This window comes from Pseudovibrio sp. Ad46 (genome assembly GCF_001623065.1).
Classification (GTDB): Bacteria; Pseudomonadota; Alphaproteobacteria; order Rhizobiales; family Stappiaceae; genus Pseudovibrio.
The window spans coordinates 28,410-52,009 of record NZ_LMCG01000041.1; the positions used below are offsets into that span (position 1 = coordinate 28,410).

General features: G+C 52.4%; 17 protein-coding genes and 1 riboswitch. Of the genes, 12 read left to right on the plus strand and 5 right to left on the minus strand.

The window, feature by feature from the left end; all coding sequences use genetic code 11:
* Positions 1–7 precede the first annotated feature (7 nt).
* Positions 8–1,120, plus strand: coding sequence for an ABC transporter ATP-binding protein (locus PsAD46_RS09360; protein WP_063306668.1), 1,113 nt, complete (start codon positions 8–10; stop codon positions 1,118–1,120).
* 60 nt (positions 1,121–1,180) lie between these two features.
* On the opposite strand, the gene PsAD46_RS09365 is transcribed toward PsAD46_RS09360, so the two are convergent.
* Positions 1,181–6,490 (minus strand): autotransporter domain-containing protein, encoded by a 5,310-nt coding sequence (locus PsAD46_RS09365; protein ID WP_063306669.1) that lies wholly within the window; start codon positions 6,488–6,490, stop codon positions 1,181–1,183.
* Positions 6,491–6,831: 341 nt separating this feature from the next.
* On the minus strand, positions 6,832–7,278 hold the full coding sequence (locus tag PsAD46_RS09370; RefSeq protein ID WP_084404379.1) for an Rrf2 family transcriptional regulator: 447 nt from the start codon (positions 7,276–7,278) through the stop codon (positions 6,832–6,834).
* 353 nt (positions 7,279–7,631) lie between these two features.
* Between PsAD46_RS09370 and PsAD46_RS09375 the strand changes: the two genes are divergently transcribed.
* Positions 7,632–7,853 carry a hypothetical protein gene (locus PsAD46_RS09375; RefSeq protein WP_063306670.1) on the plus strand — a complete coding sequence of 74 codons (222 nt, stop codon included), beginning with the start codon at positions 7,632–7,634 and terminating at the stop codon, positions 7,851–7,853.
* A gap of 451 nt (positions 7,854–8,304) precedes the next feature.
* On the opposite strand, the gene PsAD46_RS09380 is transcribed toward PsAD46_RS09375, so the two are convergent.
* Positions 8,305–9,864, minus strand: coding sequence for an L-serine ammonia-lyase, iron-sulfur-dependent, subunit alpha (locus tag PsAD46_RS09380; RefSeq protein WP_063306671.1), 1,560 nt, complete (start codon positions 9,862–9,864; stop codon positions 8,305–8,307).
* Between the two features lie 326 nt (positions 9,865–10,190).
* Between PsAD46_RS09380 and katG the strand changes: the two genes are divergently transcribed.
* From katG to PsAD46_RS09400, 4 genes are all read left to right on the plus strand, one after another.
* Positions 10,191–12,368 carry a catalase/peroxidase HPI gene (gene katG / locus PsAD46_RS09385; RefSeq protein WP_063306672.1) on the plus strand — a complete coding sequence of 726 codons (2,178 nt, stop codon included), beginning with the start codon at positions 10,191–10,193 and terminating at the stop codon, positions 12,366–12,368.
* 116 nt (positions 12,369–12,484) lie between these two features.
* Positions 12,485–12,591: riboswitch (TPP riboswitch) on the plus strand.
* 33 nt (positions 12,592–12,624) lie between these two features.
* On the plus strand, positions 12,625–13,605 hold the full coding sequence (gene thiB / locus PsAD46_RS09390) for a thiamine ABC transporter substrate binding subunit (RefSeq protein ID WP_063306823.1): 981 nt from the start codon (positions 12,625–12,627) through the stop codon (positions 13,603–13,605).
* The gene (locus PsAD46_RS09395; RefSeq protein ID WP_063306673.1) at positions 13,581–15,128 is read left to right on the plus strand and encodes an ABC transporter permease subunit; all 1,548 of its coding nucleotides are present in this window, start codon (positions 13,581–13,583) and stop codon (positions 15,126–15,128) included. Before thiB ends, PsAD46_RS09395 begins: the two co-directional genes overlap by 25 nt.
* On the plus strand, positions 15,115–15,807 hold the full coding sequence (locus tag PsAD46_RS09400; protein WP_063306674.1) for an ATP-binding cassette domain-containing protein: 693 nt from the start codon (positions 15,115–15,117) through the stop codon (positions 15,805–15,807). Before PsAD46_RS09395 ends, PsAD46_RS09400 begins: the two co-directional genes overlap by 14 nt.
* Positions 15,808–15,813: 6 nt before the next feature.
* On the opposite strand, the gene PsAD46_RS09405 is transcribed toward PsAD46_RS09400, so the two are convergent.
* Together PsAD46_RS09405 and PsAD46_RS09410 are read right to left on the minus strand one after the other, a co-directional pair.
* The gene (locus PsAD46_RS09405; protein ID WP_063306675.1) at positions 15,814–16,104 is read right to left on the minus strand and encodes a DUF1330 domain-containing protein; all 291 of its coding nucleotides are present in this window, start codon (positions 16,102–16,104) and stop codon (positions 15,814–15,816) included.
* Complete coding sequence (locus PsAD46_RS09410; RefSeq protein ID WP_057464606.1) at positions 16,104–16,802, minus strand: GntR family transcriptional regulator; 699 nt, start codon at positions 16,800–16,802, stop codon at positions 16,104–16,106. Before PsAD46_RS09410 ends, PsAD46_RS09405 begins: the two co-directional genes overlap by 1 nt.
* A gap of 111 nt (positions 16,803–16,913) precedes the next feature.
* Here PsAD46_RS09410 and PsAD46_RS09415 point away from each other — a divergent pair, with 111 nt between their 5' ends.
* From PsAD46_RS09415 to PsAD46_RS09440, 6 genes are all read left to right on the plus strand, one after another.
* Positions 16,914–17,522: an amino acid synthesis family protein gene (locus tag PsAD46_RS09415; protein ID WP_057464621.1), complete on the plus strand. Its 609-nt coding sequence runs from the start codon at positions 16,914–16,916 to the stop codon at positions 17,520–17,522.
* Complete coding sequence (locus PsAD46_RS09420) at positions 17,488–18,294, plus strand: alpha/beta hydrolase (protein WP_063306676.1); 807 nt, start codon at positions 17,488–17,490, stop codon at positions 18,292–18,294. Before PsAD46_RS09415 ends, PsAD46_RS09420 begins: the two co-directional genes overlap by 35 nt.
* A gap of 17 nt (positions 18,295–18,311) precedes the next feature.
* The gene (locus PsAD46_RS09425) at positions 18,312–19,229 is read left to right on the plus strand and encodes a flavin reductase (RefSeq protein ID WP_063306677.1); all 918 of its coding nucleotides are present in this window, start codon (positions 18,312–18,314) and stop codon (positions 19,227–19,229) included.
* 3 nt (positions 19,230–19,232) lie between these two features.
* Positions 19,233–20,279 (plus strand): LLM class flavin-dependent oxidoreductase, encoded by a 1,047-nt coding sequence (locus PsAD46_RS09430; protein WP_063306678.1) that lies wholly within the window; start codon positions 19,233–19,235, stop codon positions 20,277–20,279.
* Positions 20,279–21,745 carry an aldehyde dehydrogenase gene (locus PsAD46_RS09435; protein ID WP_063306679.1) on the plus strand — a complete coding sequence of 489 codons (1,467 nt, stop codon included), beginning with the start codon at positions 20,279–20,281 and terminating at the stop codon, positions 21,743–21,745. Before PsAD46_RS09430 ends, PsAD46_RS09435 begins: the two co-directional genes overlap by 1 nt.
* Positions 21,746–21,855: 110 nt before the next feature.
* A complete protein-coding gene (locus PsAD46_RS09440) occupies positions 21,856–23,529 on the plus strand; it encodes a BCCT family transporter (RefSeq protein ID WP_057464610.1) in 1,674 nt (557 codons plus the stop codon).
* Positions 23,530–23,600 lie beyond the last annotated feature (71 nt).

Sequence of the window (23,600 nt, forward strand, 5' to 3'; positions counted from 1 at the left end):
CTCATTTATGGCGACCATATCCATCGAACATGCCTCAAAATCCTTTGGCTCAACCGAAGTTTTGAAGGACATTTCGCTTGATGTAAAAGATGGCGAATTCCTCGTCCTGCTCGGCGCCTCCGGCTGCGGAAAATCAACGCTGCTCAACATCATTGCGGGACTGGAACCCATCGCAGATGGCACCATCCGGCTGGATGGGGAAGTGGTCAACGATGTCCATCCCAAGAACCGCGATATCGCCATGGTATTCCAGAGCTACGCGCTCTACCCAAACATGACGGTGGAGCGCAACATCGCGTTTGGGTTGGAAATGCGAAGGATCAGCAAGGAAGAGCGCAAAGCCACCGTCCGCGAAGTCGCCAGCATGCTGCAAATTGAGCACCTGCTTGCCCGCAAACCAGCGCAACTCTCCGGCGGACAGCGCCAGCGACAGGCCATGGGTCGTGCCCTCGTGCGTCGCCCCAAGATCTTTCTGTTCGACGAGCCGCTCTCCAATCTGGACGCCAAACTGCGCGGCGAAATGCGCACAGAGATCAAGAAGCTCCACCAGTCTCTCAAGGCCACCATGGTTTATGTGACCCATGACCAGATCGAGGCCATGACGCTGGCAGACCGCATCGCCATCATGAAAGACGGCGTGATCCAGCAAATCGGCACTCCGCAAGAGATCTACAGCAAACCGGCAAACATGTACGTCGCCGGCTTCGTCGGCGCACCACCAATGAACTTTGTGGAAGTGGATCTGGTGAAGCAAGAAGACCAGTTCGGCGTCATCCTGCCAGCCGTTCTGAAGGGCGAGCCAAAAAACTACTTCCTCCCGCTGCCAAACTCAAAACAACTCGAAACACGCGAGAACACAAAAATCATCCTCGGCCTGCGCCCCGAAATGATCACCCACAACGCTTTCGTAGGCTCCACAAACCCGGAAATCGAATGCGACGTCGACCTCCTGGAACCCACTGGCGCCGACACTCTCTGCCTCATCCGCCTAGCCAACCACCCCGCCAAAGCCCGGGTCTCCCCCTTATTTGCGTGTGACCCGGGAGAGAGCATGACCTTCTCTGTAGACATGGGAAGGGTGTGTTTATTTGACGGGGAGAGTGAGGAGTTGATTGGGTAATACGTTCATACATGGACCTGAATTTTTTGCTTACTCAGGTCCATGTCACTACTGCTTCCCTCAATACTGCACGAATAGTCTTGCGTTGGCACCGTGGTCTAGGGTTTGGTCGGCGAGGAGGCCGTAGTAGTTGATGTTGAGTTGGATGTGCTCGGCCAGTCGGGATTCAAGGCCGGTTTCGATCAGGGCCACGTTGCGGGCGATTGGGACGCTGGCGACGGTGAAGGGGTTGCCGCTGTCGATGAAGCTTTGGGTGTAGTCGAGCGTATCGGCGGAAGAGTATTGCCAGGCTGCCAAGCCAACAAAGCTTGTGTCCCCATAAAGGTAGTTGGAAAGGTCAAACTCGCCGCGTGTTCCCAGTGTCAGGAAGGTGAGGGAGTTGGATTGTCCATCTGCTTTGAGTGCTGCTGCACCGCCGGTTTCATTGAAGCCGGGACCGGAGAGATAAGCATAGGCAACTCCTGCGAAAGGCTCCAGATTACCGTAGGTGCTTTCCAGCGTATATCCAAGCTCACCAAACACTTGCACAGAACCGGCGAACTGGTCAGATGACAGCGTTTCTTCCGGGAAGAGGCTTACATCGCGATCAGTTGCAATGTTGTACCATGTACCGGCAACACCTCCGCGCAGCTTGACGTTGTCAATTGGATTGGCGCTGGCGTAGCCGCCGACACTGTAGCTGTCACTGTCAGATGAGGCGTCGATGGAGCTGATGTCGATGGATGTTCTGCCGAAGCCTGCAACCACACCCAGCTGCACCATGTCAAAGTAAGTCGCATCAACACCAACCAGAACGCCGCCAACGCTTCTGCCTGTGGTGCGGGCATTGCCATCGGAGAAGAATTGACCCCAGCTGCCGTAGACCTGTCCCCACATCGCAAAGTTGCTGACCGTGCGGGAAACGGTGTTGTCATCCACGTCTGCAGCAAAAGCGCTGTGGGCCTTGTAAAGGCGGTCATTCACCGCTTGTCTCAGGAAGCGGCTGTCGGCGAGAAGGATTGCACGGGTTGAAGCGTTGATTTCACCGGCGAGGGGATCGAGAAGAGCTTTAATTTGAGCGTTGTTCATGGGAGCAAGCTGTGTGAAGAGATCGCCGCTTTCATTGATAGTATCAAGCGCCAGAGTGACTGAATGTTCGTTGCGTGTATCTGCCAGGCCATTGAAATTGTTGGAGCTTCGGATGAACTGGATCGCGACATCGTTACCGTCTCCGGGAATACCGTAGAGCACGTTTACATCTAACATGAACATATCGTGGCTGACTGAACTGAACGTGCCTGTCGGTGGCTCTGACCCCGGTGCGGAGAGATTGTCGATAATGACGAACTCATCGCCGATTTTGACCGGTGTTGGACCCATAACGTTGACGAGATCAAGCGCAACGTCGTTCAGGTCCACGCTACCACCTGCGAGGATCTGGATCTGATCCGCGTTTGCCATTCCAGAAACCGGATCAGAGCCGATTTCCATTTCCAGCGTGCCACCAGTGCCCGTCGCATCCAGACTGCCGAGCGTAATTGTACCGAAGGACGCTCCGGGTGCGATGATGCCCCCGTTAAGTGTCACACTGCCGCTGGCTGTGCCGTACCCCTCGAGCCGACCATCGGCGTTCACGGTCAGATCACCTGAAAGAGTAGAACTATCCGTTAAGGACGTACCAATCCGCATGGTGCCGCCGTTAATGGTGGAGCTGACCAGAGATTTGGTGCCGTCTGATAGGATAAGCGTACCTGCACCGTTCTTTAGGAAGGTACCTCCACCGGGAGTGGCATCTCCGGTCCAGGTGAGGGTTGCACCTGCGTTTGCCATGTCGATGGTATTATCATTGCTGTTCACTTGCAGCTTGGTCGTATCAACAGTTTCGCTGCCTGTGCCCAGATAGAAAAGAGTTCCACCATTTACGATCACGTTGCCAGACCCAATGGCCGAGGTAGAAAAGCCTTCCAGACCAAGCGTGCCGGTGTCGATTTCAATATCTGCTGTGTAACCTGAGTTGTCGCCAAGCAGATTGACTTCACCCGGGCCGGTGAAGGTAACCTGATCCGAACCGGTCAGCCCGGACATGATGTTGATCTGGCCAACGATGTCGGTCGTTCCAACCACGTTCCCGGCGCCGGAAAACGCCAGTTCATTGATGGTGACCGTGCTGCCGCCGGTGTAGGTCAGAGTTGAGGAGTTCAGCGTGATGCCGACATTGCCGTTGCCGATGTTGGTGCCGTCACTGAAGATCAACTCGGTATCGGTTATGCCAAGATCACCAGTCCATGAGCTGTTGGTGCCGGTTAGGGTGGTTGTTTGGCCACCATCGATGGACAAGCTGCCAGAGCCGGAAAGGTTGGAGGAGATTTCCAGATTGACCGTATTGTCATCAATATCGATTGTGTTGCTTGTGCCACTGGCGATAGCAATCCTTGAGAGATTGACGTCTGTAGTACCCTGATAGAGCAGGTTACCATTGTTGAGGGTGGTTGTGCCAAGCCCAAGGCGGTCTGGGTCGGTAAACTCGACGGAACTGTTTTCCTGAACAATGAGGCCACCGGAAAAACTGTTGTCGCCCTGCAGGTTGACCGTACCGCCAGACCCAATGGTGAGAGACCCCGGTGTGCCGCCGCCATCTGTGATGTCACCAGTCAGTGTCAGGGTGCGTCCGGATTGCACATCAAGCGTACCGTCATCGTGCATCTTGAAATCGTTGGCGATGGTCGCATCTGCACCAGAAATATAACTCAGATCACCACCGTAAAAGAGAACGTCACCTGTGCCGATGTTGGCTGCTGCTCCAAACTCCACAGTACCGGCTGCCAGATCCAAACCGCCGCTGAAGCTGCTGCCCGCTCCACCCAGCACCAGCGTTCCTGCCCCGAGTTTTTTCAGCACCCCAGTACCACTGATGTCATTGCTTGCAGTGAGGGTATCACCAGAGCCCACTGTCACGGATGATGTTCCATCCAGATCAATCAGATTGGCAATCGTCGTGGTTGTTCCGGTGAAATTGAGGTTACCGCTGTCGAGTTCAATCGCGCCTGTGCCCAGATCATCGGAGTCTGCAAAGCCAACTGTGCTGTTTTCCTGAACGATCAGACCGCCTGAGAACGTGTTGGTTCCTCGCAGATTGGCTGTGCCGCCGGAGCCGATGGTGAAGGAGCCCGGTGTGCCATCACCGTCAACGATGTTGCCTGTGATTGTCAGAGTACGCCCGGATTGCAGGTCAAGACTACTATCATCATACAGTTCAATCGTATTTGCGATTGTTGCGGAGGTTCCGGTGAAGTTGAGGTTACCGTTGTCGAGTCCAACTGTGCCAGTGCCCAGATCATTGGAATCTGAGAAACCGACAGTGCTGTTTTCCTGAATGACAAGGCCTGCCGAGAATGTGTTGGTCCCTTGCAGATTGACTGTCCCACCGGAACCGATGGTCAGCGTGCCGGGTGAGCCGCCGCCGTCAACGATGTTGCCGGTGATTGAGAGGGTGCGGCCTGATTGCACGTCAAGGGTACCGTCATTGTGCATTTCAAACGTATTTGAGACGGTTGCATCCGAGCCGGACACGTAGCTCAGATCACCACCGTAATAGATGATGTTTCCGCTGCCGATGTTGGCAGCTGCTCCAAACTGCACAGTTCCATCTGCCAGATCCAGCCCACCACTGAAGTTGCTGCCCACTCCACCAAGAACCAGCGTTCCATCACCAAACTTTTTCAGCCGCCCAGACCCGCTGATATCATTGCTGACGGTGAGCGTGTCACCGGACCCGACTGTCATGGATGATGTGCCGTCCAGATCAATCAGGTTGGTAATTGTTGCAGTGGTTCCGTTAAAGGTGAGGTTGCCGTTGTCGAGCTCAACAGTGCCACTGCCAAGATCGTCAGAGTCAGAGAAGCCAACTGTGCTGTTTTCGTGAACGACCAGACCGGCTGAGAATGTGTTGGTGCCTTGCAGGTCAACTGTGCCGCCGGAGCCGATGGTCAGTTTGCCGGGTGAACCGCCGCCATCAACGATGTCACCTGTAATCGTCAGAGTACGTCCGGATTGCACGTCAAGATTGCCGTCATTATGCATCTCAAACGTGTTTGATATGGTTGCATCCGAGCCAGAAATATAGCTTAGATCACCACCGTAATAGATGATGTTTCCGCTGCCGATGTTGGCAGCTGCTCCAAACTCTACGGTGCCGTCTGCCAGATCCAGCCCACCACTGAAGTTGCTACCCGCTCCATCAAGAACGAGCTTTCCGTTGCCCAGTTTCTTTAAGCGACCAGACCCGCTGATATCATTGCTGACAGTGAGGGTGTCGTTCGTGCCAACCTCAATTGAGGAGGTTCCATCCAGATCGATGAGGTTGTTGATTGTTGCTGTAGAGCCGGTAAATGTGAGGTGGCCGCTGTTCAGTTCAATCGCGCTGTTGCCCAGATTGGACGCGTTTGAAAACTGAACTTCTGTGCCATTAATGTCCGTTCCGCCGGTCCAGGAATTGTTGCCCGACAGAATGGTTACGCCATTGCCTTCAAACCTGACTTTGCCGTTACCAAACATATCTCCTGCAAGGGTGAGGTTGCCTGACGAGGTTGCAAAGGTTGCATCGTTTGTAGCGCCCACATTGGTGACTTCAATGTCGCCTTCTACGGTTAGGCTGCTATTTGAAACAAAAGTGCCGCCGACAAAGTCGAGCTGTGCATTTCCAACTGCATTGGTGCTTGTGAACGTGACGGTTGCACCTTCATCAAAGAACATTTTTCCTGAAAACTGGCTGTTGTTTCCAATCAGGCGAGTGGAGCCATTTTCAAAAAGGACTTCGCCAGCGCCCGAAGTGACTGAGGTTAGATCTGCGACTAGATGATCGCCTCCCGTGCTCGTGGTGTTGATCACAATTTTTGAGCCGTTCAGCATGTAAAGGTCATCGACTTCCAGAAAGCCGGTGGCAAGAGCACCAGCGCCTTCCTGTCCACCTATATTGATGGTGCCTTTACCTTCTAAAACCATGTCAGATGTGGGAGCAAAAATTTGGCCGTTATTGTAAAGGTTTATGGTGCCCTCGTTGACGCCGTTTGCAACCTCTATGAACGCGAACGAGCCTGATTGGAAAACCACCGCACTATCAAAAACATTCAATGTGCCGTTCGCGTTCACAACGCCAATCTCTACAAGTTGCCCGATGGGGACTGTGGTTCCAGCGAATACATTCAATGTTCCATCAGAACCGTTTTGGCCAATGCGTAAACCATTTGAGCCATTGATTGTGAAGGGAGGGTTGTTAATGGTACCGGTAATAACCGTCTGTGCATCTGCCCGTTCCACCTGAAGGCTGAACAGACAGGCAAACGCGAGGCCTGCAAGTGCAGTTGTTCCCAGAAGACGCTCACTATACCACATTTCAACCCTCACACATTTGCCAGTTACAGCAGTTCTGAGACAGTTGTTCAGTCGAGCACAGCCGTTACCGAAGGCTGCGCAGAGCAAAACGCAGCTTCAGTGTGAGTAATCACATTAGTAATCCGTTAAGATTTCTTCGCGCTACACAATTATGCTGTATTCGACTGAGGAGCTATGAAGTGATACGCAATACTATTCTCATGAGCTATAGATTAACTGAATCGAATATAGTCATTAATAGAGTTTTTATTTGTTAAATTAGATTTAATTGTGAACTCAATATAGAATTGGTCAAAAATACATATGAGAAGATCAATAGAGTTTCAGAAGTATTCTTCCTGCTAGCTTTCTTGTGCTGCCAAAGCCGCTGGTACGGGCAAATCGATAACTGCACTCTCAATTGTCATTTCATCGAGCACGCTCAGGAAGGCGCTGGATGCTCTTTGCATCAACGGTTTGAGGCGACAAGAGGGGAGGAAGCAGCATTGGATTTCTCCACATTCGCTCTGTCGCAGGCACTCGACCACGGCAAAATCATTCTCTACCGCGCGAACAACATCTCCAACGCTGATGTCTTGTGCGAGACGGCCCAGTTTAAACCCTCCACCACGACCACGCATGGTCTCAAGAATACCGGCACGGGAGAGTTGGTTGACGAGTTTCATTACATGGCCCCGTGAGAAACCTTGCTGCAAAACGACCTGATCGATGCGTTGAAGAATGTCTGGTTGCATGGCGCACTGCATAACGAGCCGCAAAGCAAAATCGCTTGCCTGATTTAAACGCATAGTGATGCTCCAAAGATATATCGTGCATATATCATAAAATCAGAGAGTGCTGAACACCGAAAACGATGTGGTGCTGTGTATATTTTAAGTGTATGAAATAAAACATTATTTAGTGTCAATTCTGCTCTTTCTAAGAAAAGATGCAAAATTATATATGTCTTTTGTCGTGTGCGATGATAAAGATATATATGAAATAGATATTATGAATCGAAAAGTTGTCACGATAGAGGGCAGGGGCTGTCTCACCAGTGTTTGGCATTGAATTAAGCTGTCAATTTCTTCCTCGTAAAGAACTCTGATTGCATTGATGTGCCACCGCCTGCTCTGAAACTTTTAAACTACGGAGACCTGTAATGTTGCCCGCCATCGTCTTGATCGCAGAAGGATTGGTTGCTCTCTGGTTCCTACTGTTTTTGACCATGATCACAAACATCTACCTGGATGGCAGAGGATATGGCTCCGGTGTGAAACCCAAGGCAGAGCTAGCCTTCTTCAAACACATTCGTGTCTTCGTAACACTCGGCATATCAGTCGCCTGCGTTGTGACCCTGGCAGAAGCATTTGAATTGATCTGACAGAAATCGGAAGAGCCCCATGAAAGTCTACGAGTACCTCCCCGCCATCTTCATCTGGGCCATAGTCCCAGCCCCCCTCTGGATCTGGCTTGGCCTGATCTGGTTTGTTTGAGAGGGGTGAGAGGAGCTCCCTCTTCACCTCAAAATCCGATCTATGAATGTCCTTCTCACCCGACTTACAGGCGAAGAGGGGAGCCCTGAGTAGGCTGGGAGGCAGGCGCTGGTGATGTAGAGGGTGTCCAGCTTCTTGCTATCGAAGGTGGCACGGTTGAGCGTGGAGCTGGCAGGTCAATGACGCGGATTAACGCGCCGTCCGGCAGATGGTGGTTGATGCGCTAGCCGCCTCAGATTGTAACCCAGACACCTCCGAGATGATAAAGCTCCTGAACAGCTGTAAGGAGACGATTGTAGGGAATATGGCGGTTAAGGCATTGAGATCTATGGGGCGACCTCATCCGCACATTGCACAGGCAGTCGGTGTTGCCGCACATCCACCGCGAGCGGTACAGCGCAAGTCAGAGTGCATCTGTTTGCCTACTTTTTGTGTGCTGATGACCATCTCATCAAATGGCAAAACAGCGTCAAAACCAGAAAGGCTAGCAACCGCAGACGATTGCGCATGCGCGATCCCAGCGATATTGCGGGCATGACAGGGAATTTCCACTTCCCCACCAACTGGGTCGCAAACCAAACCAAGCGTATTCATCAGACAAAGTGATGCCGCATTAAAGGCTTGTAGTGCTGTTCCTCCAAATAGATGGACCAATCCAGCTGAGACCATCGCGGCTGAGGCACCAGTCTCCACTGAGCATCCTCCAGTTTCAGCGGCAAAACTTCCATGCTCAGCAAAGACGGCTCCCACAAGTGCTGTGACTTGAAGGGCGTCGATAATCTTTTCACGATCAATACCTTGTTGTTTCAAGGAATATAGCGTGCCCGGTACGATGCCAGAACTTCCAGCTGTTGGAGCAGCAACAACCACTCCCCGATTTGCGTTTGCATCCATAACTGCAAGAGAAGCGCTAAGCGCATCCTGCAAGAATGGTGAGCCGATAATCTCCACGGGATTTGCTGCACCAACCTGCTTTGCGCTCGGTTTCAGGAACTTCATAGTGGATGATTGTTTGGTAAGCGCTAGGCCTGCCTGAACTGCGTCCATCATCACATCATACCGGTCTGCAAAGGCTTTTCGTGTTTGGGGTTCAGTCAAGCCTAACCGTTTGGCTTCCAGAGACAAAGCAAGATCTGCAAGACCGTGTCCTCTGCTGGTTTGTTGGACCAAAGCCTTTGGGCTGGCAAAAAGAGGGGCCTCGTCGTGGACAGAGAATTGGACAGGTGTGCAGGACCTGACCTTCCAGCTCTGTTCGATCATGTCTTTCAACTCTGGTTGTTGAGGTGATAGTGGCGAACTGGATTTGATCTCAATAAGTTGGTGGCTATTCTTTGAACTTGCACAGACACGAGCTTGTACCTTTGCATTTGAGGGAAGCTGCTGAAGAGATGAATTGTCTCCACTTTCCAGCAGAATTATAAAATCGCTCCCAGTCACATCAATTGCGAAAGAGTTAAAGCTATCGAGCTTGAACATCCCGCCGCCTATTGAAAGGCCTTTGAAGTGATCTTCCCGAAGTGCGCCTTCGCTGTCTTCAACCGTGACTGCAATTTCCACTCGGTTTGGATGATCGTTGGTGTCTAAATTTCTAATGTTGATCTCTAGCGTAAATGGCTTGCCGTTCATCAGATCAAATAGAGCTTGTCGATACTTAGGCGAGGTGACCTCTTCTCCCATCAAGCCTGCTGCAAAGCCTTCGTCACTGCCTTGGTTGGTATAGACTTGGGCAAACGAGCCCTCTGGATCGAACGCAATTTCAACATTCACAATTTTATCGCCATCACAAAGGGAAAGTTGGCGGACAGTCTTTCCTATGAAGTATGGCGCTGCAGAGTGAGAGCTCGAGGGTCCTCTCATCACCGGACCAATTATGGAATTGAGAAGACTGATAGTGCTCATGCAAATTTCTCCGCGAAAATCAATGTGATATTTTACACGAATTGCTACTGCATTGAAGGGCAGAACTGATGCTTTCCTCACCTCGCGAAAAGCATCTCCGTGTGTGATGAGGAGAGCTCAGAGGAGCAATCTAAGCACCTTCGTTTACCTTCAAATTTATACGATAAGAAAAACTTATCGATATGCGCAGAAGATGCAATTTCACTTAATGTGTTTGGCGACCTATATTCAGTCTAGAATTTGCTGGATGCATCGTTTCGTCTCACCGCTTAAGGTAAACGCTACGTCAAAACCAGCAAGAGCCAAATGAGATAGTGGAGACAGCAATGCACGGTAACGATGTCAAGACAGCCGGTGTTTGTCCGGTGGTACATGGCGCGAATACATCGATGGATAAGCCGGTTACCCGATGGTGGCCTGATGCTTTGAATCTCGACATCCTCCATCAACATGGTGCGCGTACCAACCCGATGGACCCAGGATTCAAATATCATGATGCTGTCAAATCACTCGACTTTGAAGCGGTGAAGGCAGACGTTCATGCGCTCATGACCGACAGTCAGGACTGGTGGCCAGCGGATTGGGGTCATTATGGTGGCCTGATGATCCGCCTTTCGTGGCACACAGCTGGCTCTTATCGTCTGGCAGATGGTCGCGGTGGCGGCGGTTCCGGCAACATTCGTTTCGCTCCGCTTAACTCCTGGCCTGATAACGCAAGCCTAGATAAAGCCCGCCGTTTGCTTTGGCCTATCAAGAAAAAGTACGGCAACGCTCTCTCCTGGGCTGATCTGATTATTCTAGCAGGTACTATTGCCTATGACTCCATGGGCTTGAAAACCTTTGGCTTCGGGTTTGGCCGTGAGGATATCTGGGGTCCGGAGATCGACACCTATTGGGGATCTGAGAAAGAATGGCTTGCGCGCAGTGAAGAGCGCTATGACGATCTGGATGACCCTTCAACGCTCGAAAACCCGCTTGCAGCAACCCATATGGGTTTGATCTACGTGAACCCGGAAGGCGTGAATGGCGTTCCCGGTCCGCAAAAAACAGCTGATCAGATCCGCGAAACCTTTGCTCGTATGGCAATGAATGACGAGGAAACTGCTGCGCTGACGTGCGGTGGTCACACCGTTGGTAAAACCCATGGACGCGGTGCCGTCGATAACATCGGTGTCGCACCGGAAGCCGCTGGTCTTGAAGAGCAGGGCTTTGGCTGGTCTAACCCCGGACAGGATGGCAAGGCAACGAATGCCTTCACCTCTGGCATCGAGGGGGCGTGGACCACACACCCAACCACGTTCGATATGGGCTTTTTCGATATGCTGTTCGGCCATGAATGGGAGCAGGTAAAATCTCCCGCTGGCGCGTGGCAATGGGAACCCGTCTCCATCAAGGAAGAAGACAAGCCTATCGATCCAACCGACCCGTCCGTTCGTCATAATCCAATCATGACTGATGCGGATATGGCAATGAAGGTTGATCCGATCTACAACGAATACTGTCAGAAGTTCATCGCAGATCCTGAATATTTCAGAGATACCTTTGCACGTGCGTGGTTCAAGTTGACCCACCGCGACATGGGACCGAAGGCAAACTATCTTGGCCCGGATGTACCGAAAGAAGAGCTCATCTGGCAGGATCCTGTTCCAGCAGGCAGCACCAACTATGATGTTGCTGCTGTGAAAGCAAAAATCTCAGCAAGTGGTTTGAGCAATGAAGATCTGATCAAAACCGCCTGGGACAGCGCACGTACCTATCGCGGTTCTGATATGCGCGGTGGTGCCAACGGTGCTCGCATCCGCCTTGCTCCCCAAAAGGATTGGGTTGGCAATGAGCCAGACCGGCTTGCCAAAGTTCTGGCTGTGCTTGAACCAATTGCAGCGCAGACAGGAGCCTCAGTCGCAGATGTGATCGTGCTGGCAGGCAACGTTGGTGTAGAAAATGCCATCAAGGCAGCTGGTTTCAACGTGGAAGTTCCATTTGCTTCTGGTCGCGGTGATGCAACAGATGCGATGACAGACGCGACATCCTTCTCTGTATTGGAGCCTATTTCTGATGGCTTCCGTAACTGGCAGAAGCAAGAGTACGCTGTTAGCCCGGAAGAGATGATGCTGGATCGTGCTCAGCTCCTCCGTCTCACTGGCTGGGAAATGACTGCACTTGTTGGTGGCCTGCGCGTTCTTGGTGCCAATTATGGCGGTTCAAAGCATGGTGTCTTCACGGACCGCGAAGGTCAGCTGACAACGGACTTCTTCGTCAACCTGACCGATATGGACAACAGCTGGCATCCACTCAAAGATGGCACCTATGAGATCCGCGACCGCAAATCTGGCAAGCCTAAGTGGACTGCAACCAGTGCTGACCTTGTGTTTGGCTCCAATTCAGTCCTGCGCGCTTATGCTGAAGTGTATGCTCAGGATGACAACCACGAAAAGTTCGTTCGCGACTTCGTGGCAACATGGACCAAGGTCATGAACGCCGACCGCTTCGACCTGACAGCCTAATAAATGCGACCAGTCCGGGCAGGGAACTGCCCGGGCTTCTTCTTGCAACTCCCTACAGGTGCCCTCTCCATCCCAGCTATATCCAGTTGCGCTTCTGTGTTTTTCCGGTTAAGAACCGCTTGACCTCGGGGTGCGCGTATTTGTCGTGCTGAGATGCTTTAGTGGCGAACCCGTTGAACCTGAACCGGCTAGAACCGGCGGAGGGAAGGGTACCGGTTTCACCCATCCTTGCCCTCTCGCCGCAATGGAGGATGACTTGAAACATCTGTTAATTGCTGCGGGATTACTCACTGCAACATCAGCGATGGCTGCTGAGAAGCCTCAACTGACAGTTTACACATACGACAGCTTCGTTTCTGACTGGGGCCCAGGCCCAAAAGTGGAAGAAGCGTTTGAGGCTGTATGTGACTGTGACCTAAAACTTGTTGGCGTCGAAGATGGCGCAGCACTGCTTTCCCGCATTCGTCTTGAAGGTAAAAACTCAGATGCCGATGTGGTGCTGGGTCTGGACACCAATCTGGTAGAGACCGCCAAGAAAACTGGCTTGTTTGCACCACACGCTGTTGAAGCCCAATATACACTGCCAGTGGAGTGGGCTGACGAAACCTTTGTGCCGTACGATTGGGGCTACTTTGCCTTCGTACACAAGGCTGGCGAAACCGTACCAACCAACTTCCGCGAGCTTGCGAAGAGTGATGCCAAGATCCTTATTCAGGATCCACGCTCCTCTACCCCCGGCCTCGGGCTGTTGCTTTGGGTGAAAGCGGCTTACGGAGACGAAGCTGCTGATGTTTGGGCGGATCTTTCCGATAACATCGTGACGGTTACAAAAGGCTGGTCTGAAGCCTACGGTCTTTTCCTTGATGGGGAAGCGGACATGGTGCTCAGTTACACCACGTCTCCGGCTTACCACCTGATTGCCGAGGAAGATAACAGCAAGACCACTGCCGCGTTTGAAGAAGGCCATTACATGCAGGTTGAAGTAGCGGCAAAGCTTGCCGGGACTGATCAGCCAGAGTTGGCAGACAAGTTCCTGAACTTCATGGTTTCAGATGCTTTCCAGACAATCATTCCAACAACCAACTGGATGTATCCAGCTGTGACCCCAAAAGGTGGCTTGCCTGCGGGCTTTGACACACTGCAGGTGCCTGAAAAAGCTTTGTTCTTTAAGCCTGAAGAAGCTGCTGCTGCAAGACGTGAGGCTCTGCCGGAATGGCTAGAAGCGCTCAGCCAGTAAGTTCGCTTCCCGGTGTTGCCGCGGCATTTCTTGTCGCGGCACTCATACTTGGCACGTTGGCCGCGGTTGCTCTGCGAACCGAAGCGGGTCACGGCTTTTCCTCTTCCGATTGGGCCGCTCTCAAGTTTACGCTTACGCAGGCTGTGCTTTCTGCCGTGATCAGTGTTGCACTGGCTGTGCCGGTTGCGCGCGCGCTGGCGCGACGGCGGTTTCCGGGCCGCAGTTTGCTTATTGCCCTGCTTGGTGCCCCCTTCATTCTACCAGTTATCGTTGCCATTCTTGGGTTGCTACAGGTGTTTGGCCGTGCGGGCTGGATATCTGATGTGCTTGTTTATTTTGGTGCTTCACCCATTCGCATCTATGGCCTCCACGGTGTTGTGCTGGCTCATGTTTTCTTCAACCTTCCGCTGGCAACCCGATTGATCTTGCAGGGGTGGCAAGAGGTTCCCTCAGAGCGCTTTCGCCTTGCAGCGCAACTTGGGTGTGATGGAAAAGCCCTGTTTCGGCTGATTGAACTCCCCATGCTTGCGCGCATCTTGCCCGGTGCATTGGCTGTGATCTTTGCAATCTGCCTGACAAGCTTTGCTGTTGCTCTGACACTTGGTGGTGGGCCACGGGCGACAACTATTGAGCTGGCGATCTACCAGGCTTTTACATACGATTTTGATCTTGGCCGTGCCGCGCTGCTTTCTGCATTGCAACTCACGCTTACCGCTGCTGCTGCCTTTGCGGCACTGAAGCTTTCACGCGGTGAAGGGTTTGGTGCAGGACTGGACAGAGCGATCCAGCGCTGGGATGGCGGTGCACCTGTTGCAGACATCCTCTGGATTTCACTTGCAACACTGTTTTTGCTTTTGCCGCTCAGTGCCGTTGTTCTGTCAGGGCTAAGTGGTCTGTTTCTGGTACCGTTTATTGTGTTGAAGGCGGCACTCGTTTCTGTTGCTGTCGCCGTAGCCAGCACGGTAATCTTGTTGCTGTTCGCGTTGCCTATGGCAGCTGCAATCGCCGTTCGCCGGCATAGTGTGGTTGAACTTGCTGGAATTCTGGGATTAGCGGCATCCCCGCTGGTGATTGGAACGGGCATGTTTATCATTATACGTCCATGGGCAAACCCGTCAGACCTTGCTCTTCCTGTGACGGCACTCGTTAATGCGGCGATGGCATTGCCGTTTGCACTTCGCATTCTTGTGCCAGCTGCGCGAGATACGGTTTCACGTCATGGACGGTTGGCCTTGTCGCTGAATATGGAAGGCTGGGTGTTCTTCTCACGTGTCCTCATTCCACGTATGCGGCCACAGATTGGGTTTGCTGCGGGGCTTGCTGCGGCACTTTCCATGGGAGACCTTGGCGTGATTGCCTTGTTTGCAGATCCGGAAATTGCAACGCTGCCTTTACAGATTTACCGCTTGATGGGGGCATACAAAATGCAGGCAGCAGCCGGCGGAGCTCTTTTACTGCTTGTGCTTTCAATGGCACTGTTCTGGATTTTAGACCGGGGAGGTCGCTGGCATGCTGAAGCTTAGCTCTTGTCTCATTGCAAATGGCCGTTTCCAATTGCAGGCCAACTTGCATGTTGAAGCTGGCAGCAGCGTTGCCGTTATTGGCCCATCAGGCGCAGGAAAATCAACCCTGCTTGAGGCTATTGCCGGGTTCCGTGAATTATCGCAAGGACGCATTTTCTGGAAGGAACAAGAGCTCACCAGGCAGGCTCCGGGAAAACGCCCAATCGCCATGCTGTTTCAGGATGGTAATCTGTTTCCGCACTTAACCGCTACTCAAAACGCAGCCCTCGGTTTGCGGCCTGACGGAAAGCTCTCAATGGCAGAGCAAGAGCAAGTCAAAGCCGCTCTTTCACGAGTTGGACTGGCTGATATGGGAATGCGTAGGCCAGCTGAATTATCTGGTGGTCAACAAAGCCGCGTCGCCCTTGCTCGCGTTTTGGTTCAGCACCGTGATCTGTTGTTACTCGACGAACCCTTCGCCGCTCTTGGCCCTGCACTCAAGGTCGAGATGCTGGACCTGGTCGCAGACCTCGTTGCAGAAACTGGCACGACGCTTCTCATGGTCAGTCATGATCCACAAGATGCCCGCCGCATCACGAACAAAGCAATCCTCGTCGCCGACGGATCAGCGCACCCACCTGCTGAAACCCAACAACTGCTCAACAACCCACCGCAAGCATTGCGGCAGTATTTGGGGTAGGGGAGCTTACGCCATTCCCTCAACGATCATAATGTCTGCCAAGGCAGCGGTTTTGCGGTGGGTTTTGGCTTCTTGGTATTCTGGCGAGTGGTAGCAGGCCAGGGCTTGTTCCATGCTGTCGAATTCGATGACGACGTTACGGGGATGTGTCGTGCCTTCCAGGTGTTCGGTTTTTCCGCCGCGGGCGAGGAAGCGGGCGCCGTATTTTTGGAAGGCAGCTGGAGCGGCCTGGGTGTAGTTTGTATAGGCGTCAGCGTCCGTGACTGTGACGTGGGCAATCCAGTAGGCTTTAGGCATTATTTTTCGCTTTTGCTCAGCTCTGCAGTCAGAAGGGTCTTGGCAATATTTGCAGCTTCCGTCAGATGTAATTGAATGGCAGCTGCAGCGGCTTGTGGGTCGTTCGTTTCGATTGCGGAGTAGATTTTCTCGATCCGTTTGTAACCAGCATCATGGCGGTCACGAGTACCCAAAGTCATAGCACGCAGACGGCTGATGCGGCCGTTGAGTCGCTGTACCACTTCCCATGCAACGTTCTGGCCGCTGATATCAAAAATGCACTGATAGAATAATGTTGTTGCTTCAAACAGGTCGTTTGTTTCGCCGCTGCTGTAGGCCAATTTGAGCTGAGCGAGCGCTTTAGCAAGTTTTTTCTTATCCCCATCTTTGGCCAGTTCAGCACATTTTTGTGCGGCACTGGTCTCCAAAAGCATGCGGATTTCGTAGATCTGCTGCGCGTTTTCCCAATCCAGTTTGGCAACGATCGGGCCTTTGTTTGGCAGAATTTCAACAAGGCCTTCTGCTTCAAGGTATCGGATTGTTTCCCTTACAACTGAACGGCTTACGCCAAGCTGGTCGCAAAGTGGCCGCTCGACCAAACGATCTCCTGACTGGAAGTGCCCGGCAATGATAGCGGCTCTCATCTTCTCAAGAGCCATATCGCGAAGCGTCATGGTGGGACGCTCAATTTTCAAAGGATTATTTGCAGTAGAGATCATGGCAGCAATCTAGCTTGCGTTGACTTCATTCGCAAGAAGGTATTGACATTCAGTATTATGGTATACCATCTTATCACCATTGAATTTGACAGTGGAATGAACGGAAGACTAATGCCAGCAGAGATACGCAAGACACTTCTTCACGTGGAAGACACGCTGATTGAAGGTGGCAAAAAAGCAGAGACCCCATTGCGGATGATTGCGGCCGTTGCTGTGATCAAGAACCCATGGGCTGGGCAGGGCTTTGTTGAAGATCTGCGTCCGGGCATCCATGATGTTGCACCAGATGTTGGCAGTTTGCTGACGGATATGATCATCAACTTTGCAGGTTCTGGTGAAGCTGTTGAGGGTTACGGTAAAGCAGCTGTTGTTGGTGTGAACGGCGAAGTCGAGCATGCCTCTGCGCTCATTCACACGCTGCAATTTGGTAATTTTTACCGTGAAGCTGTTGGCGCTAAAACCTATCTGGCGTTCTGCAACACCCGCGCTGGTGCAAACGCTCCGATCATGATTCCGCTGATGGACAAGAATGATGGTGGGCGTCGTTCACACTATCTCACCATTCAGCTTGCTATTCCCGATGCTCCGGGCCCAGATGAAATCGTCATCGCACTGGGAGCTTCACTCTCAGGACGCCCGCACCACCGGATTGGTGATCGCTATCAAGACCTTAAGGAGCTGGGACATGACGTTGACAACCCTGCAGCTGTCACATCCTAAGGGCACTGTTTGCTACCGTGAGGTTGGCGAAGGTGAGCCGCTTATGCTGGTCCACGGGGTTGGCATGCAGGATGCTTCCTGGGAACCGCAAATCGAGCACTTTGCGAAAACGCATCGTGTTATCGCGGTAAACATGCCGGGGCATGGAGGAAGCACTGCGCTTCCTCAAGGCTCTCAGCTGGAAGACTATGTGGCGTGGCTGCATGCAGCGATCTCAGCACTTGGATTTGAGCAGGTGAATCTTGCCGGTCACTCCATGGGCGCGCTGATCAGCGGTGGTTACGCAGCAACGCACCCGGAACGCGTAAAACGCGTTGCTTTGTTGAACGGCGTTTACCGCAGATCTCCAGAAGCTCGCAGTGCTGTGGAGGCGCGGGCAAAGGAAATTGCAGAGGGTCACATCAACATCGACGGACCTTTGAGCCGTTGGTTCAGTGATAGCACTGCAGATCAGCAGGCAAAAGAAAAAGTCGGCAACTGGCTCCGGGAGGTTGATCCGGTTGGCTATGCGGTCACTTACAACGCATTTGCACATGGGGACGCGACTTATGCTGACAAATGGGAGGAGATCAGATGCCCGGCGCTTTTGCTGACGGGTGATGGTGATCCGAACTCCACCAAGGAAATGGCGGTGGATATGGCCAAGGCAGCGCAGGACGGCATGGTCTGCATCATTGAAGGCCATCGTCATATGGTCAATCTGACAGCGCCGGAACAAGTCAACGCCGCAATGGCAAGCTGGTTAAAACAGCCAATAAGAACAAACGGATAGAAAGGGAGATCTACCCGATGACAGCGATGGACCCACGTACATTGAGGAATGCATTTGGTACATTCCTTACCGGTGTTACGGTTGTGACAGCCCATGGGCAGGATGGTGAGCCGCTCGGCTTTACAGCAAATTCCTTTTCAAGCGTTTCCCTCGATCCGCCATTGTTGCTGGTGTGTCTTGCGAAAAGCTCCAGCAATTATGATGCGTTGACTGAGGCATCCGGTTTTGCCGTTAATATTCTGGCAGAAACCCAAAAGGATGTGTCCAACACCTTTGCAAGCCGTGTCGAAGACCGTTTTGCTACGGTTGACTGGAAAGTCGGTCCGAATGGCTCTCCGGTCCTTTCTGATGTAGCTGCGTGGTTTGATTGCTCAATGCACAATGTGGTGGACGCGGGTGACCATGCAATTCTGATCGGTGAAGTAAAGGCTTTTGAGACCGGTGTTGCCAACGGTCTGGGTTACGCGCGCGGTGCATATTTTACTGCCACACAAGAAGTCAGCTCCATTCAGGTAGATAGTGAAACCGTTGTTAGCGCTCTCCTGGAACGAGACAAAAAAGTGCTGTTTTTTGAAGATGATGCAGGCCAACTGCGATTGCCAACGCGCAATGTCAGCAAAGGCACACCAACCAAAGAACTTACAGCATTACTGGAAGAGGTCGGTGTCCCGTCTTCTGTCGGCTTCATTTACTCCGTCTACGAAGATGAAGAAGCGAATGCCCAGCATCTGGCTTTCCATTGCTCAGCCGGTGAAGGGGCCAGCCAGTCTGGAACCTTCCTCGCGCTGACAGATGATGTGCTGGCGCGCGTGCAGGATGCTGCCACACAGAAAATGCTGGGCCGGTTTGCGAAGGAGACGCAGAAGGGCAATTTCGGCATCTATTTTGGAAATCATGAAAACGGCGAAGTGCGCAAAATCGCACTGGGAGAGTAAGCCATGAAATTTTCACTTTTCATCCATCTTGAGCGCATTTCCGCTGATGAAAGCCAGCAAAAACTCTATGACGAGTTTCTGCAGCTCTGTGAGATTGCAGACAAAGGTGGCATGCATGCGATCTGGACTGGTGAACACCATGGCATGAACTTCACCATTGCGCCGAACCCTTTCATCAACCTTGTAGATCTGGCACGGCGGACCGAAAATGTACGTCTTGGAACAGGAACTGTCATCGCGCCTTTCTGGCATCCAATCAAGCTGGCTGGCGAAGCAGCTATGGCGGATATCATTATGGATGGCCGTCTTGAGCTGGGTATTGCTCGTGGTGCCTACAGTTTTGAATATGAGCGCATGATCCCGGGTCTTGACGCATGGGAAGCTGGCCAGCGCATGCGTGAGCTGGTGCCTGCCGTCAAGAAGCTTTGGGATGGTGATTATGCTCACGAAGGTGAGTATTGGCAGTTCCCGAAAACGACGTCTGCACCACAACCAATGCAGGATCCGCACCCGCCTGTCTGGGTTGCTGCACGTGATCCAAACTCCCATGATTTTGCGGTGGCGAACGGCTGTAATGTTCAAGTAACACCGCTCTGGAACGGGGATGATGAAGTTGAAAGCCTCATGGAGCGCTTCAACGATGCTTGTGAGAAAAGCCCATCCATTCCACGCCCGAAAATTATGTTGCTACGTCACACCTATGTTGGTGGTGATGAGGCAGATGTTCAGCAAGGCGCTGAAGAGGTCAACCGTTTCTACAATTACTTTGGTGCATGGTTCAAAAATGAACGCCCAATCAATCAAGGTCTTATTGAGCCGCTCAGCGACGAAGATATCGCGAACCATCCATTCTACAGCGCAGAGCAGATGCGCACCAACAATGTGATCGGAACGTCTGACAAAGTCATCGAGCGCCTGAAGCACTACGAAGACCTTGGTTACGATGAATACTCATTCTGGATTGATAGCGGCATGACGTTTGAGCGCAAGAAATCGTCTCTTGAACGCTTCATCAACGAAGTGATGCCTGCTTTCCAAAAGGATGCATAATGAAACGCTTCCAGCATTATATCGATGGTCGTTTTGAAGATGGCTCAGCACAATTTCAAAGTCTGGACCCGGCAACAGGCCAGCCTTGGGCAGAAATGCCCGAGGCGCGGACTGAGGATGTAAACCGTGCTGTTGCTGCAGCTGAACGGGCTTTCTTTGATCCTGCCTGGAGCAACCTAACCGCAACACAGCGCGGCAAGTTGCTTTACAAACTGGCAGATCTGGTTGAGGCGAATGCGCCAAAGCTGGCACAGTTGGAAACGCAGGACACCGGGAAAATCATCCGCGAAACATCTGCCCAGGTGGCGTATGTGGCGGATTACTATCGGTATTATGCTGGCTTGGCAGATAAGATTGAAGGGGCTCACCTTCCAATCGACAAGCCGGACATGGAAGTCTGGCTACGTCGTGAACCTGTTGGCGTGGTGGCTGCCATTGTTCCGTGGAACAACCAGCTGTTCCTGTCCGCTGTTAAGATCGGCCCTGCACTAGCTGCCGGCTGTACATTGATCGTGAAGGCATCAGAGGAAGGACCTTCGCCGCTTTTGGAGTTTGCCAAGCTGATTGAAGAAGCTGGCTTCCCTAAAGGTGTGGTCAACATCATCACCGGATTTGGTGCTGAATGTGGACAGGTGCTGACATCGCATCCATCAGTGGCTCACGTTGCCTTTACTGGTGGACCGGAAACAGCAAAGCACATCGTGCGCAATTCCGCGGAAAACCTTGCCAGTACCTCGCTTGAGCTGGGCGGTAAATCTCCATTTATCGTGTTTGAAGATGCAGATATCGACAGCGCCGTAAATGCGCAGATATCCGGCATTTTTGCAGCAACAGGGCAAAGCTGTGTCGCAGGTTCTCGCCTGATCATCGCAAAGAGCATCAAGGATGAGTTTCTTACCCGTTTGAAGGCCAAAGCTGAAGCCGTCGTCATCGGGCATCCGCAGGACATTGCAACAGAGGTCGGCCCGTTGTGCAGCCAGCGCCAGCGCGATCACATCAATGCAGTCATCAAAGCTTCTGTTGAGGCTGGTGCCAAGGTCCTGACAGGCGGCGTGGATTGCGACCGTGATGGTTTCTACTTCCCGCCAACCATTCTGGATTGCTCCGATGTGCCAAGTGCTCCTTGTGTGACAACCGAGCTGTTTGGCCCAGTCCTTTCTGTTCTTACCTTTGAGACAGAGGCTGAAGCCCTGCAGATGGCGAACGACACAAAATTTGGCCTGGCTTCCGGCATCTTCACACAAAGCCTGACGCGGGCACACCGCATGATAAAGGGCATTCGCTCCGGCATCGTGTGGGTGAACACCTACCGCGCAGTTTCCCCTGTTGCTCCGTTTGGCGGACAGGGACTTTCAGGCCATGGCCGCGAAGGCGGACTGCAGGCAGCCTTGGATTACACAACAGTCAAAACAGTTTGGTTGCGCACCTCTGACGATCCGATTCCGGATCCATTCGTTATGCGCTGAGAACAGGGAGAACCCCATCCGTAGCTCCTGTTCAGCAGGGGCTGGAGATAAGCCGGCGGTGAAACCCGGCACGGACATAATGTCCGATTAATTTAGCCTGGGAGGGAACTATGGCTATCGAAAAAGAGCACATTCAGAAAGATCTGAATGTTGCCGAAACGGGGCTCTTTAAGGGCCTGCACAACGGAATGTCTATCGCAGCCAAGGCTATGGTTGCGGCATTTGTTGTGTTCACGATTTTGAATGTTGATTATGCCGGTGAGCTGTACGGGGCGGTACGCAGCTGGGTCGAAACAGCGCTGAGCTGGTACTACATCTCCTCAGTCATGATCATCTTCTTCATTTGCATTGGCTTGATGGTCAGCCGGTTTGGCTCCATCCGTTTGGGCGATGATGATGCACGTCCGGAATTCAGTAACTTTGCATGGTTTGCAATGCTGTTTTCCGCAAGTGTATCCATTGGCATCATGTTCTTTGGTGTTGCTGAGCCGTTGTTCTACTTCGACAATTCCGCGGGCTGGGGTTATCCAAACAACCCGTTTGCGGATATGGCTGGCCACAATGAGATGAACATGGACCGTGCAGTTGATGCGGTGCGCGTGACCAATTTCCACTGGGGTCTGCATGGTTGGGCGATTTACACCATCACCGGACTTTGCCTTGCGTACTTCTCATTCCGCAAAAAACTGCCACTGACGTTCCGTAGTGCTCTTTACCCGATCCTCGGCGAGCGCATCTACGGTCCGGCAGGTCATGCGGTTGATCTGCTTGCCGTGTTTGGTACCGTGTTCGGCATCGCGACATCCATGGGGCTTGGCGTTAACCAGATGGCACAGGGCCTGAACGTGCTGTTTGGTGTTGATCCGGGCACTCTTACCCAGATTGCTCTGGTTATTGGTATTTCTATAATCGCGACACTGTCGGCTGTATCTGGCATTGGTAAGGGTATTCGTATTCTTTCCGAGTGGAACATCGCTCTCACACTGCTGTTAATCCTGTTCTTTGTCGTAGCAGGTCCATCTCAGTGGCTCGCAAGCTTCTTCCTCACATCCGTTGGCGATTACATGTCCAACTTCCTGTCCATGGGCTTCTGGACCGCAAGTGAACCGGGCGATGTGAAATGGCAGGGTGGCTGGACCATGTTCTACTGGGGCTGGTGGCTGTCCTGGGCACCATTCGTGGGCATGTTCATTGCACGCATCAGCCGTGGTCGTACCATTCGTGAATTCATGTTCGGCGCTATGCTGGTACCAACTGTGATGGCTTTCCTCTGGATCACCATTTTCGGCGGAAATGCACTGTTCATTGAAATGAATGCACCGGGCGGTGTTGGTACTGCAGGCCTGATTGACACCGTCAACAGCTGGAACCTTGGTGGCGCGCTCTATGGCACCATTGAGCAGATGACCTCTAATGGCACAATCAGCTGGTTGATTGCAGCACTCACCACCTTCTTGCTGGCGACATGGTTTATCACGTCATCCGACTCCGGCACTTTGGTTATCACGACCATCCTGTCTATGGGCAATGCACACCCACCTAAACAGCACCGTGTGATCTGGGGTGTTGCTCAAGGTGTTGTTGCTGCGGCGCTCTTGTTGGCTGGTGGACTATCCGCTCTGCAAACTGCTGCTATTGCGGCTGCCTTGCCGATCAGTGCTCTTGTGGTTCTCATGTCATGGGGAATTGTGAAATCGCTCATGCAAGATTCAAGTGCGGTGAGAGACCCTCATGAGGAAGTCGCTCCTGACGGAACGGCTCTGGATCGCGAACTGCGGGCGTAATCCGATTTAACGGAAAATGAACGGAATGGGGGCCACATCTGGTCCCCATTCTTTTCCGGCGTGATGACTAT